The organism is Candidatus Binataceae bacterium (genome assembly GCA_035294265.1).
GTDB lineage: Bacteria > Desulfobacterota > Binatia > Binatales > Binataceae > DATGLK01.
This window is the reverse complement of sequence record DATGLK010000110.1, coordinates 62,942-76,424: the sequence shown is the minus strand read 5'-3', so window position 1 is coordinate 76,424 and position 13,483 is coordinate 62,942. Positions and strand designations below refer to the sequence as shown.

At 62.1% G+C, this 13,483-nt stretch carries 10 protein-coding genes; 7 read left to right on the top strand and 3 right to left on the bottom strand.

Going from position 1 to position 13,483, the window contains the following annotated elements; translation table 11 throughout:
- A partial coding sequence (locus VKV28_17735; GenBank protein ID HLH78645.1) for a nickel-dependent hydrogenase large subunit occupies window positions 1-1,648 on the bottom strand: 1,648 nt, incomplete at its 3' end.
- On the bottom strand, window positions 1,645-2,745 hold the full coding sequence (locus VKV28_17730; GenBank protein ID HLH78644.1) for a hydrogenase small subunit: 1,101 nt from the start codon (window positions 2,743-2,745) through the stop codon (window positions 1,645-1,647). The genes VKV28_17735 and VKV28_17730, both read right to left, overlap by 4 nt.
- Before the next feature lie 158 nt (window positions 2,746-2,903).
- Between VKV28_17730 and VKV28_17725 the strand changes: the two genes are divergently transcribed.
- Together VKV28_17725 and VKV28_17720 are read left to right on the top strand one after the other, a co-directional pair.
- Window positions 2,904-3,077, top strand: a complete 174-nt coding sequence (locus tag VKV28_17725) for a hypothetical protein (protein ID HLH78643.1) — start codon at window positions 2,904-2,906, stop codon at window positions 3,075-3,077.
- 811 nt (window positions 3,078-3,888) lie between these two features.
- Window positions 3,889-6,636, top strand: coding sequence for a GNAT family N-acetyltransferase (locus VKV28_17720; GenBank protein ID HLH78642.1), 2,748 nt, complete (start codon window positions 3,889-3,891; stop codon window positions 6,634-6,636).
- A gap of 68 nt (window positions 6,637-6,704) precedes the next feature.
- On the opposite strand, the gene VKV28_17715 is transcribed toward VKV28_17720, so the two are convergent.
- Window positions 6,705-7,145 carry a hypothetical protein gene (locus VKV28_17715; GenBank protein ID HLH78641.1) on the bottom strand — a complete coding sequence of 147 codons (441 nt, stop codon included), beginning with the start codon at window positions 7,143-7,145 and terminating at the stop codon, window positions 6,705-6,707.
- 692 nt (window positions 7,146-7,837) lie between these two features.
- Here VKV28_17715 and VKV28_17710 point away from each other — a divergent pair.
- The 5 genes from VKV28_17710 to VKV28_17690 all read left to right on the top strand — a co-directional run bounded on the left by VKV28_17710 (window position 7,838) and on the right by VKV28_17690 (window position 13,453).
- Window positions 7,838-8,893, top strand: coding sequence for a hypothetical protein (locus tag VKV28_17710; GenBank protein HLH78640.1), 1,056 nt, complete (start codon window positions 7,838-7,840; stop codon window positions 8,891-8,893).
- A gap of 97 nt (window positions 8,894-8,990) precedes the next feature.
- A complete protein-coding gene (locus tag VKV28_17705) occupies window positions 8,991-10,031 on the top strand; it encodes a hypothetical protein (GenBank protein ID HLH78639.1) in 1,041 nt (346 codons plus the stop codon).
- A complete protein-coding gene (locus VKV28_17700; protein ID HLH78638.1) occupies window positions 10,028-11,374 on the top strand; it encodes a kelch repeat-containing protein in 1,347 nt (448 codons plus the stop codon). Before VKV28_17705 ends, VKV28_17700 begins: the two co-directional genes overlap by 4 nt.
- Window positions 11,375-11,730: 356 nt before the next feature.
- Window positions 11,731-12,384, top strand: a complete 654-nt coding sequence (locus VKV28_17695) for a tetratricopeptide repeat protein (GenBank protein HLH78637.1) — start codon at window positions 11,731-11,733, stop codon at window positions 12,382-12,384.
- Window positions 12,299-13,453 (top strand): DmsE family decaheme c-type cytochrome, encoded by a 1,155-nt coding sequence (locus tag VKV28_17690; protein HLH78636.1) that lies wholly within the window; start codon window positions 12,299-12,301, stop codon window positions 13,451-13,453. Before VKV28_17695 ends, VKV28_17690 begins: the two co-directional genes overlap by 86 nt.
- Window positions 13,454-13,483 lie beyond the last annotated feature (30 nt).

The following is a 13,483-nucleotide window of genomic DNA, read 5'->3' as shown; positions in this document are numbered from 1 at the left end:
CCATGCAGGGGTCGAAGGAATGGACCGTGCGCAGAATTTCCAGCGGCTGATCGGGCTTGGCAATCGGGGTTCCCACCAGCGCGGCTTCGTAGGGGCCGCGCTTGCCCGCGCTATCGCGCGGACCCGCGTTCCAGGTGCTGGGCACCACGCATTGGTAATTGACGATCGCGCCGTCGCGGATATGCACCCAATGGCCCAGCGCGCCGCGCGGCGCCTCGTGAAAGCCCGCGCCGTAGCATTCGGCCGGCCAGCTCGCCGGCTCCCATTTGGAGGTATCCTGGATTCGGTAGTCGCGCCGCGCCATCTGCTCGCCCAACTCGGCCACCCACTCGCTCATTTTTTCCACGACGACTTGGGCTTCGATCGCGCGCGCCGCCACCCGCCCCAGGGTCGAATACAGCGCCTGCGGTCCGACGCCAAGCGTGGCCAGGGCCTGGTCGATCAGCACTTTGGCCCGCGCCGGCCGGCCCGCCGCGTAGGCCACCAGCATCCGGGCCAGCGGCCCCACTTCCATCGGCTCGCCCTGGTAGCGCGGCGACTTCAGCCAACTATATTTCGCTGCCAGGTCCAGCCGCTCGTAAGGCGGCTGCGGCCCGCTGTAATTGGGGTTGGTCTCGCCCTTGAAGGGATGCAGCGCCTGGCTATTGCCCCCGGGGTAGTCGTACCACGAATGCGCCACCTGCTCGGAGATCTTATCGGGGTCCATCGCTTCCACCCGGCTCAAATCGCGCGCGCGGATGATCCCGCGGGGCAGGAACAGCTCGGCCCGCGGATCTTCTCCGGCCGGATATTCACCGTAAGCCATATAGTCGCCAACCCCGCTGCCCAGCGCCGCCCAGTCCTTGTAAAAGGCTGCGATCGCCAACACGTCGGGCAGATATACCTGGCTCACGAAGGCGCGCCCATCGGCGACCAGTTGGTCGAGCGCCGCGACGGTATCGGCGTTGAGCGCGTTTTGCGAATCGATGTCCACCGGAGTCGCCATGCCGCCGACCAGAAAACTCTGCAGATGGGGGTTCTTACCGCCCAAAATCGCGTGAATCTTGATGAAGCGGCGCTGCCAGTCGAGCGCTTCTAGATAATGTGCGACCGCCATCAGATTGGCCTCCGCCGGCAACCGATAGGCGGGATGGCCCCAGTAGGCGTTGGCAAACGGGCCCAGTTGTCCACGCTGGACGAAGCTGGTCAGCCGCTCGCGCACCCAGGCGAAGTACTTCGCGCTCGATAAGGGCCAGTCGGACAGCGATTGCGCCAAAGTCGCGGTCTTGGCCGGATCGGCCTTCAGCGCCGAAGTGATATCGACCCAATCAAGCGCGTGCAGATGATAAAAATGAATAACATGGTCCTGGACACATTGGGCGCCAATGATCAGATTGCGCAGAATGCGGGCGTTGGGCGGCGCGACCGCCCCGATCGCCTGCTCGACCGCGCGAATCGAGGCGATCGCGTGCACCGTGGTGCAAACCCCGCAGATACGCTGGGTAAAGGCCCAGGCGTCACGCGGATCGCGTCCCTTCAGGATGATCTCGATCCCGCGAAACATGGTCGAAGACGACCACGCATCGCTCACCGCGCCGTTTTCGACCTCGGCTTCGATGCGCAGATGGCCCTCGATGCGGGTAATCGGATCGACGACGATGTGACTCACGATTTTGCTCCCGAATTGCCGGAATCCGAGCCCTCGGGTTTGCGATGGCGAACAATTTCAGCCACGCCATGCGCTGCCGAGGCCGCCGCCACCACGCCGGCCGCGGTCAGCCCGATCCGATCGAGCGAAGAGCCCACGTTGAATCCTGGGACATTGGGCAGCCGCTGGTAGAAGGGCGTCATCGTGTCCCAGAAGTTGGGCTCGGCGCAGCCGATACAGGGATGGCCGCATCCGATCGGCCAATTGGTACCCTCGTTCCATCGCACCTCGGGGCAATTCTGCGAGGTCGCCGGCCCCTTGCAGCCCATCTTGTACAGGCAGTAGCCGTGCCGATGGGCCTCGTCGCCCCAGGACTCCACGTACTGGCCCGCATCGAAATGCGCGCGCCGCTCGCAGTTGTCATGGATCAAGGTGCCGTAGGCGAACAGCGGCCGGCGAAACCGATCCAGCGGCGGCCAGTGTTTGGTCGTCATGTAGTACACGATCAGCGCGGTGATATTTTCCGCGTTCATCGGACAGGCCGACATGTTGATCAGATTCTTGAGCCCGGGGACCGCGTCGCCCACCGAAAGCGCGCCGGTCGGATTGGGGCGGGCGGCGGGAATCCCCCCAAAGGCCGCGCAGGTGCCCACCGCGATCGTGGCCGCGGCATTGGCGCACACCTCCTGCGCGATCTGGAGCGCGGACTTGCCGCCAATCGTGCAGTAGGCGCCGCCCGCGCCGGTGGGAATCGACCCTTCCACCAGCACGATGTACTTGCCGGCGTAATCCTTCACCGTTTGGGCCAGTGCCCCTTCAGCCTGGAAACCCGCCGCCGCCATCAGCGTCTCGTGATAATTGAGTGAAATCGAATCCAGCACCAGTTCGGCAACCGTGGGATGGCTGGCGCGCAGGAAGGATTCCGTGTTGCCGGCGCAGTCCTGAAATTCCAACCAGATCATCACCGGCCGCGCCGCGCTTTCCAAGGCCGCCGCCAGCGCCGCGGCCGACGACTTGGGCAGCGCCAGAATCGCCGCCATCGCGCTGCAGAATTTCATGAAATCGCGGCGCGAAACCCCTCGGTGTTGCAGCTCGCCTTGCAGCCAGTTTTTGTTCATTAGCAACGCTCCTTTCGCTAGCCTAAGGAGGACGCCATAGTGCTTGTAGCACGACAGTGATCTGCCGACCATATGAAAACTTCGCGCCGCGCATCTTTCCCAAATAAACTTAAGAGACTGAATTTCACTCATATTTTGACACGATGGAGAAGCACCCGATGCCATGGGACGAGAATTACTATCCGCGCTCGATGCGCAACTTGGAGCCCGAGGTACGGCTAAAGGCTATCGAAATAGCCAACGCTCTGCTGGCAGAGGGACATGAGGAAGGCAAAGCGATCCGCATCGCGATCGCGAAGGCTAAGCAATGGTGGGAAAGTCAATTACATTGAACTTCGATTGCTTAAAGCTCTTTGAAACCATCAAGACCCGAGCTTCCTCGGTACTGCTCGACATTTCGCAGACAATCGATATTGCGCAGATAATCGGCACGAAGATGCTTGCCGAGGGTCAGACGAAGCTCTTGCACACGGCTCGGGAGCAAGCCGCGCCCCCTGTGGGTGCGACCCGCGAGGCGCCTGTCGCCGTTGCGCGATAGCCGCCCGGGGTATTGTGGGCAGCCTCGATATAGTTCGTCGCGCTGTATCCAAAGGATACAGTGCCGAATTAACCAATCCGCTTTGGCTGCAGCCGCCTTATTCCGATTTGGCTCCCTAACTCCCGCGCCCTGATAGTCAACTATTTGAGCATCACCTATGCCAACCAACCCACTTAAACGGCTTCAGATGGTAACCCTCGCACTCAATTATCGACCTCATGAAGCTGGCAACATGGCTGGTAGCCTACAGCAGCCAAACTGGTCGCGCAGCGATGGCACGAAACTAGCTTGACCTTAAGAACTGTGGCGAAGTGGTGATGGAGGAAAGCGTGTTGCACTTCTTGCCGGTGATTCCGGTGATTGAGGAGTAGCGCTTGGATCATCACCGATCGCGACTTGCGCACGCGGCCAAGCACGACGGCCTGGTCATGCGCGCGATGATCAAGGCGGGGGCGCCGCTTCCTGCATCACCATCCGCGATGCGATGCAACTTCTGGGAAAATAGGGACTGTGCGTGTCATGGACAATGGCTAGCTCCCAGGAATGGCCTGACCGACGAGATGATCGGCAAGCTGGTGGATCGCTCGTAAGCGGCGTGAAAGCTTGTGGCGCAAGTCGATAACATCGAACTGGCCGATTATGCGGCCGAGGGTATCCTGACCGACGGTAGCTCGATCCTGATCCGTGCCATTCGAGCCGACGACCGCGCGGGGCTGCTTGACCATTTTCATCGGCTCAGCGAGCAGTCCGCCTACTTCCGCTTTTTTGGTCCCAAGCGCTCGCTCAGCGAAGCTGAGCTGGATCGCTTCACCCGGCTAGATTACGTGCGCAACTTCGGCCTGGTAGCGATGCTGCGCGATTCAAGCGGGGTGGAGCGAATCATCGGAGTGGCCCGCTACATGGCGCAGGGCGAGGAGCGAGGCGTGCCGGCCAGCGCCGAGGTTGCCTTCGCCGTGGACGATCGCTATCAGGGGCGCGGGATTGGCACGCTGTTGCTGGAGCATCTGGTGCGGATTGCGCGGGCCAACGGAATCGAGCACCTGAGCGCCTCGGTGATGGTCGCCAACCGGGCGATGCTGGAGGTTTTCGCCCGCAGCGGCTTTGCCCTCACGCAGCGCAGCGACAGCGGCATCGCCCGGGTTTCCCTGAGCACCGCCGAAACCGAACGCGGGCTTACCGCCAGCCTGTACCGCGAGCGGCTGGCGGCCGCGCAGAGCATGGCGCGGCTACTTAAACCCAGGTCGGTGGCGATCGTCGGCGCCTTGCGCGACGCCAGTAAAGTGGGCGGCGCGATCCTGGCTAATATGCTTCAAGCCGGCTTTGCCGGGGCGATCTATCCGGTCAATCCCAAAGCGGCCGAAGTTCAGGGACGCGCGGCCTATGCCAGCGTCAGCGCCATCGGCGCGCCGGTGGATGTGGCCATCATCTGTTTGCCGGCCGCGCAGGTGGAAACCGCGATGCGAGAGTGCGCCGCCGCCGGGGTCCACGCGGTAGTGGTGATCAGCTCGGGCTTTTCGGAAGTTGCCGGCGCCGGGCGCGAGAGTCAGCAGCGCCTAGTGCAGTTGGCGCGCACCTCCGGGATGCGGTTGGTGGGGCCCAACTGCATGGGAATCATCAACACCGATCCCGCCGTCCGGCTCAACGCCACCTTTACCCCCATTGCGCCGGCGGCGGGCAATATCGGCATGCTGTCGCAAAGCGGGGCCTTGGGAATTGCCTTGTTGGACCAGGCTCGCAAGCGCGGCTTTGGCCTCTCTAGTTTCGTCTCCATGGGCAACGCCGGTGACGTGTCGAGCACCGACCTGCTGGCCTATTGGAGCGACGACCCCCGCACCGCGGTGATTCTGCTGTACCTGGAGAGTTTCGGCTCTCCGCACAAATTCGCGCGCTTGGCCGCGGCCACCGCCGCGCGCAAGCCGATTGTGGCGGTCAAAGCCGGTCGCTCGCACGCCGGCCGGCAGGCGGCGCTAAGCCATTCCGCCTCCCTGGCGAGCCTGGACGTCGCCATTGATGCGCTCTTTCAACAATGCGGCGTGGTTCGCTGCGATACCCTGGAGCAATTCTGCGACGTAGCCGCCCTGCTCTCCACCCAGCCGCTGCCGGCCGGGGCCAGGGTCGGGGTGGTGACCAACGCCGGCGGTCCGGCGATCCTGCTGGCCGACGCCTGCGAGGCCAACGGCCTGTCGCTGCCCGAGTTGGCGCCGCCGACCATCGCCAAACTCAAAGCCCGGCTACCCGCGGCGGCCGCGTTCGGCAATCCGGTCGATATGACCGCGGCCGCCACCCCAGAGGATTACCAGCAGACCATCGCCGCGGTCGCCGCCGATCCGGCAGTCGACTCCGTGGTCACGATCTATATTCCGCCGTTGATCAGCGATCCTGCCGGGATCGCCCGAGGCATCGCGGCGGGTGGCACCACCGTCCCCGCCGCCAAGCCGGTGCTGGCGGTGTTCCTTTCCTCAGCGCCGGTGCCGCCCGAGATCCACCAGGGCGGGCGCGGCAAGCTGCCGTGTTACGGCTTTCCCGAAAATGCCGCGCTGGCCCTGGCCGCCGCCCATCGCTACGCCCGCTGGCGCGCGCGGCCTAGCGGCCGCACGCTGGTTGCCTTCGACGATCCCACCAAGCGGGCCCTGCGTGAGGCGATGGAAGCCATGGTGGGCGCCTCGCAGGAGCCGCGATGGCTGCGGCCCGAGGAGGCGCAATCGCTGCTGCGGACGGCGGGCGTGACGCTTGCGCCCTGGCGGCGGACCAGCGTGGAGAACGCGCCCGCGGATGCGGCCGAGCTTGGGTTTCCACTGGTGGCCAAGATCATCTCGCCCGACGTGCTGCACAAAAGCGACGTTGGCGGGGTGGTGATGGGGCTTGAATCGGTCGGCGCGGTGGCCACGGCGGTGGCGCAGATGCAGGGGCGGATGCAACAATTAGGAAAACGACTGGAAGGAATCTTGCTGCAACGCGAGATTCCCGAAGGAATCGAGGCGTTGGTAGGAGCCACTGACGATCCTACCTTTGGCAAGGTGCTGGTGTGCGGCCTGGGCGGCGTCGCGGTGGAGATCATTCGCGATGTTGCCTTTCGAGTCCTCCCGATTACCGATATCGACGCTGACGAGATGCTCGCCACGCTGCGCTCCAGGCGCCTGCTGGACGGCTTTCGCGGCGCACCCGCGGGTGATCGCGAGGCCTTGAAGATTCTGCTGGGCCGAATCGCGGCCCTGGTCGAAGAGCTTCCAGAGGTTGTAGAGCTCGATCTTAATCCGGTCAAAGTGCTGCCACCCGGCCGGGGGGTGGTCGCGATCGACGTTCGAATCAGGGTGGACTCGGCCGCGCGTCTACGCCACGTTGCGCAGCTCTGAGCTTGCGCCGGCGGTGCGGCCGAAAATTGCCGACGCTAGGCACCTGACCTCCCGTAGTCGAGGCCAGCTCAGCGGCGGTGGAGATTGCTTGAGCCTGTTGGTGGCGGCGGACTTCGAGTAGCGTATAAGTGCGACCTATCGAGCGAAAGAAAGGCCTCCAGGGCGGCGCGGAGTTCATTTCGGTAGGTCGATTTCGCTGAGTAGTAGTTGACCCCAAAGGCGCGCACTTGACGCTCGGTGGCGGCGTCGTGGCGATGGGCGAGGTAGAGCAGGCAGGCGGCAGGCGCCCATCGCCGCAGTTGACTTACCAGCAAGCCGTGATGAGCCGCGCCAAGTACCGCGTCGTCGAGCAGAATTACCCGCAAGTTTTCGGCCGAGAGTTGCTGGAGCACCGCTGACAGTTGCCCGCGGCAGGTCACGCGCAAACCCGGTCCGCCCAATTCATAGGCCAGTCGGCGAAGCGGTCGATCGTGCGAAAGGACCAGCAGGTGGGGTCGCGTTGTCCGCAAAAGGAGCCACCTCCTGAATGCGCCAGCGAGGACGAGCCAAATTTATGCCAAACCCTCGTGGACCGTTTCCTGGCCATGACCAAGCCTGCGTCGGGCCGAGGCGGGCAAAAATCACCTTCCCCGTACGCCAGGAAGCGGTTTCGGGCGCAGCGTGCGTTGAGTTACCCTACCTGCAAACCCCGCACGAGAAGGAACTGAAAGAGCCGCGGCCGGTTCTGCCGGCGATCGCGCAATACCTTGCCTCGACTGTGGAGCATTGATCCGGCCATCATCGCACTCATCTGGGCGCGGCGGGCGCGCTGTCGTCGGTCTGACTCCGAAAGCATCAAGTTTACCGATGGTCTGTTACCTTAAGACACACGGTCGATGGTTTTTCTGGGCCTTCTGATAGCCGGCATCCAATGCCTTATCGCAGGTAAAAAAAATATATTGTCAGGTCACGATTACCGATTTAGATTATGCGCGTGTGCCGGTCACGAATTAACTATCGCGGCGTAAGACACCCATGACCTTGCCGTAACGTACTTTTCCAGACCTGGAGGTAAACATGGTCCCGTTCCAGAGCTCCCCCGATCACGAAAAGACGGCTTCCAGACCTTTCTCTCCCTGACTGCGGATAAATGGGCAGGCGAGCTCAAGCTGTCGCTTCTTCGGCGCTCGCGGGACGGGCGCACGTTTGGGCGCGATCGACGTTGGCGCGGCGCCGGGTCGCGCACCTCTTAATTTTTCTGTTGCTGCCGCTGACCTTCGCCGTGGCAAATGCCGGGGCCGGACAGATTCGCTGGGGCAAGCGCGTGGAGCTGTCCGCGCTCCAGGCAGGACAGACGCCGCCTGGCATTCTGTATCCGCCCCTGCCCATCAACATGTCGTTGCCGACCTACGATTACAGCGCACCCGAGACTTGCGCCGGGTGTCATTTCATACTGGGTCTCGACCATACCGCGCGGGCTTTCGGCGTAATCTGGGATGCGCAAAGCCAGACTTGGGATTTGACGGGGAGTGGCTGGCTGGCTTCCGATCATGCGCAGTCGGACCATGGTTCGACGGAAAATGCATTTTGCGCAAAATGCCATTCGCCACTAGAGGCAGCAGCCGTTGCGGGATTTGACCAAGGGACGGTAACCAATGCAAATCCGGTTCCGCAGCAACGCTTTCAGGCGGTAACCTGCGCCACATGCCATCCGCCAGACAACATTACGGCGATTCTTGGAGCGCTCAATCCCAACGCGATCGACGGGGGCGCGATCGCCATTTACTTGTGGAAGGGTTACAACAACCCCAGCTCGTACCAGACGCTTAATCCGGGCCAGGACGACTTGCTATGTCTTAACTGTCATGAGCAGCGGCATAACACCAGTGATAGCGCCTTCGCGGCGATGTACGCGGCGGGCGTGCGGTGCGTTGATTGCCACATGGCTGCCTACCAGTATGTAGGCGGGGGAAACACCGGACTGCCGCAACTGGCCGAGCGCTTCCATGATTGGAAGGTAGGCACCAACCTGCCCTACTCGTGTGGCGCCCAGGGCGCACTCCCCGGCCAGTTTAGCTGTCATTCGTCGTTCACCGTGACCGATGCGCAAGACATCATTCCCTTCATTCGCCAGCAGCATAGCGATTGGTGGACGCTGCAGCCCTTCAATAATCAGCCCCAGGTCGCCGTATTGTCCGCGCACGGCGTGATGAACGAGGCTCAATACGCGATGCTCTGGAGAGAGATCGCCAAGGTTAACGCTGATGCTGTCCATTAGAGGGGTCAAACCCTTCCCGCGCGGCGACACGGGGCGCACGGGCCGAACCCCAGGCCTTGCTAAGCTCGCGCGTGGTTGGGCGCGAACTTTGGTTGGAATGCTGTCGATAGCCGGGCTGTTGCTGGCGTGGCGGGGACTCAGCCTTGGCGCGACACCGATTCCGCCAAGCAACTTCAATCGCCCCAGTTACGATTATACGGATGCTGACTCTTGCCCCTCGTGCCATTTCATTGATGGCTACGATCATACGGCCCGTGCCGCCGGGCTCCAATGGAACGATTCAACCCAGCAATGGCAGCGGACTGGCCATGGCTGGTGGGATTCGGCGCATGCCCAGTCGCAGTTTGGCTGGTCGCAACCCACCTCGCAATTTGGATGGACGCAACCTAGCAACACGTACGGAGAGAATGACAATACCTTTTGCACCTACTGTCATTCGCCGTTGCAAGCCAGTGGCACGGCACAGTTCGCCAACGGCACGGTAGTCAACCCGATCACGGTCCCGATCTTCCAAGCTGTCACCTGCAGCTCGTGCCATACCAGCGAGACCGTTGCGGCGGCGATCTTGAAACAATATCCGACAGCGTTATCGGGAGGCGAAACCGCAACTCTCATCAGGGGCCAGGATCCTACCAACCCCGCCTCATGGACTCCCCTGCTGCCGGGCCAGGAAAATCAGTTCTGCCTGACCTGTCATGAGCAAGACCCGCACGACGCGCAAGCCAACTCGATCTTCCAGGTAATGTACAACGCCGGCGTGACCTGCATCGATTGTCACATGGCGCCCTACCAGATCTTCACCGGTACGGCGAGCAAGCCGGCTGCGCCCTTACCGGAGCGCTTCCATGATTGGAAAGTCGCCGAGAATCTCCCGTATTCCTGCGGTGCCCAGGGATCGCTTAGCCAGTTCACCTGCCATTCTGAGTTCACCGCCCAATCGGCAAACGCGTTTATTCCGGTGCTGACCCAGCAACATAGTAATTGGTGGTCTCTGCCGCCGTTCACGGCTTCTTCGACGTCGACCACGGCCCAGACCGCCGCCGCCGCGCCGGTTTCGGCGCACGAGCTGTCAACCCCATCTGACTACCTAAATCTCTGGCGGCAAATTCAAGCGGTGCAGCAGGGGGCGAATCAATGAAGCTGGCGCGGTGGTGCCATTTGCGACCGGCTCCATGGAGTCGGTTGGCGGCGGCCTTTCTCGGCGCATGCATCGCCTCCTGTTCGGGCGGCGGCGGCAGCTCGGCGCCGCCAGCACCGATTGCTGGTGGCCTGCTTCTGGTCGGCGGAGTCGATCAGCTAAATGGCCCGTTGGCCAGCAGCGAGCTGTTTAACCCAAGCACCGAGACCTTCGCGTGCGTGGGAGGTGTCAACTCGTCCACGGGTGCGTGCAACAACTCGCTGGCGCAGGCTCGCTTTTACGCCTCGGTTGCGCCGTTGGCTGGCGGTTTCGTACTGGTAGCAGGGGGCAACGGCGTGGGGGTCACCTGCTTGAACTCCGCCGAGTTGTTCAATCCTGCGAACAATTCGTTTGCGCCCACGGGTAACATGACCGACGCTCATTGTTTCGGCCACACTACCACCGTGCTGCAAAACGGCGAGGTGCTGATCACGGGGGGTGAAGACCAGACCGGCAATCTGGTCAATACCGCTGACATGTACAATCCGGCCACCGCCAAATTCGACTGCTCGGGATTGGGCGGGGCCGATCCCAATACCGGCTACTGCATCAATACCTTGACGGATACGCGCTTCCTCGATGCCGCGGTGCGCTTGGCGGACGGCCGCGTGCTGATCACGGGCGGTAACGACGGCGCGATCGTGAATACCGCGGAAATTTTCGACCCCGCTTCCGGCACCTTCGGATGCTCCTCGCTGGGCGGAAGCAATCCCAGCACCGGGTTTTGCAACAACACCATGACCGACAGCCGCCAGAACCACACCGCCACGCTGATCGTCAACGGAGTCAACTCCGGGGATGTGCTGATTGCCGGCGGACTGGACGCTTCCGGCGTGGTTCTTCAGACCGCCGAGTTGTTCAACCCAAAGACCGGCACCTTTGTCTGTTCCAACGGTGCGCCACCGGGAAGCTCCGGATGCCCGGCCGCGATGACGCAAGCACGCTATCTTCACACCGCGACGCTGCTGGATCCCACTTATGTCCAAGGACCATATGCCGGTGACATCCTGATCGCGGGTGGTGAAGATGCCAAAGGGAACGTGCTGGGCACCGCCGAAATCTACGACCCAATCAAGGAGACCTTTACTGCCGTGGGCCCGATGACCAGCAGCCGGGCCCTGCATAGCGCCGTGCTCATCCAATCTGGTCCGATGGCCGGCGAAATTTTGATAGCGGGCGGAATTGATAATTCGGGCAACACGCTGAGTAGTGCCGAGGTATTCAGTCCCGCCAACGGGCAGTTCACCGCTACGGGCGCTATGATCGTGGCGCGCTCTTCGGCGGGCGCGGCCACAGCCCAATAAGGGAACCTCGCATCAGCGAAACAGGAGCCGCCGAGGTTGGGAAAATGCCGCTGGAGCACGAGATGGCAGTAGACCATGAACGTTGCGCGCAGTGCGGCGTGGCAAAGGTTCGGGATGCTAAGTTCTGTTATTCCTGCGGCCATCCGTTTGATCGTGCCAACGGCCCGGTCTTGGATAATTCGCGCGATCATCTTCGAAATCTGATGCGTTGGTCTCTGGCTGTTGGTGGCGCCTTCGCCTTGGGAGGGGCGTTCGCCGCGGTAGTGCTGGTCGGTGGTTTCAGAAAAGCGGCTCGGCTTCAGATCCCGCCTCACGCTATTCCCGTGAGCCTTCACCCCGCCCGTTCAACGAGACCAGTGGGACTTCCTCCCGGCCATCCTGCGGTGGCGATGCCGCGTAACCATCCCGCGCTTTCCGATCGGGCGCAAATCGGCGCGGTGGTGCTCCAGGCCGAGAAGCAAGCCGAACGCCATCCGGACGATGTTACGGTATGGAATCGCTACGGCGACCTCGCATTGCACTTTGCCACGTTCAACCCGGCGGATTACGAAAAGGCGCGTCACGCGTTTGCCCACGTCTTGACGCGCGATCCAGCCAATCGCCAGGCTTTGCGCGGCCTCGGCGACGTAGACTTCGACACCCGTCATTATCCAAGCGCCATCGAGGCCTATCAGCGCTACCTGCGCGAGCAGCCTGACGATAGCTCGGTGCTAACCGATTTGGGGACGTCGTATCTTTCGCAGCACAACTGCGTTCAGGCCATCAAAGAATATCGCGCGGCGCTGATTCATAGTTCCGATTTCTTCCCGGCGCGCTTCAATCTTGCCGTCGCGTATTTGTTGCAGAAGGACAACGCCAATGCTCGCGATGCGCTGATCAAGGCGCGCGCCGTGGCCCCGGACGAATCCGCACGCACTCGAATCGATGAAATATTGGCGCAAGTCGACCAAAACGCTGCAGGCATGCATCCGCATCGGGCCGAGACCCGAACCCAGGAGTCGAACCAGTGATGACAACTCGCTTCAACCTGAGGACAACCGAACTGGATGGACGCTGGTCGGGTTGATGGGATTGAGGGGAACAGGGTGGTTGCTAATTTTCGGCCTCGCGCTCTTGGCGTTGGGAGCTTCGATTGCGAGGGCCTCATCTAACCCACCTGTGGCGAAGCCGGCCGAGTCTGCAACTTTGGCCACCTTCGTGGGGGATAAGGTCTGCGAAAGCTGCCACCAAACCAGCACCAAGACCTTCTCCGCGACGATTATGGGCAAGATCCTGGTGGTTCATCCGCGCGACGCGCAGGAAGCGCACGGATGCGAATCCTGCCATGGTCCGGGCAGCAATCACGTCGCGGCCGCGGCGGTGGAGATGGGCCAGGGGGTGAGCCCCGACCAACCGATGCACGGACCGAGCAAGGCCAAGCTGATCACCTTCCGCTCCGATTCGGGGGAAAGCGCCCAACAACAGAACAGCGTCTGTCTTGATTGTCACAACAACGGCGACGAGGCGTTTTGGCGGGCCAGCGACCACGCCTTCCGCGGCCTGCGTTGTACCGACTGCCATACCATTATGAAGCAGCTCAGTCCGCGCTTTCAGCTCGCCATGCCGCTGGTGCCTAGTCCTTTCATCATCCAACGGCCTGAAACCACGGTTTGCCTACGCTGTCATCTTAAGCAGAAGGCCCAGATGACTTTCCCCTCGCACATGCCAGTGTTCGAGGGCCTGATGACCTGCACTGACTGCCACAATCCGCATGGCGGCGCTTATCCCGATCAACTGGTACGTCCGACCGTCAACGAAACCTGTTACATATGCCACGCCGACAAGCGCGGGCCGTTTCTGTGGATGCATCCGCCAGTGGCTCAGAACTGTCTGAACTGCCACGATCCACATGGCACGATCGTTCGCTTCATGCTGAAAGTGCGTCCCCCGCGTTTGTGCCAACAATGCCATATCGGAGTCTTTCACCCCGCACAGCCGGGCCGTCCCAGCAGCATTTTTGTTTTCAGCCGCTCTTGCACCCTTTGCCATACCGCCGTCCACGGCTCCAACGCACCGGGAGGGGTAGATCTGACCCGGTAACATGAGCTTACAAGGCCAGGAGAGTTTGCG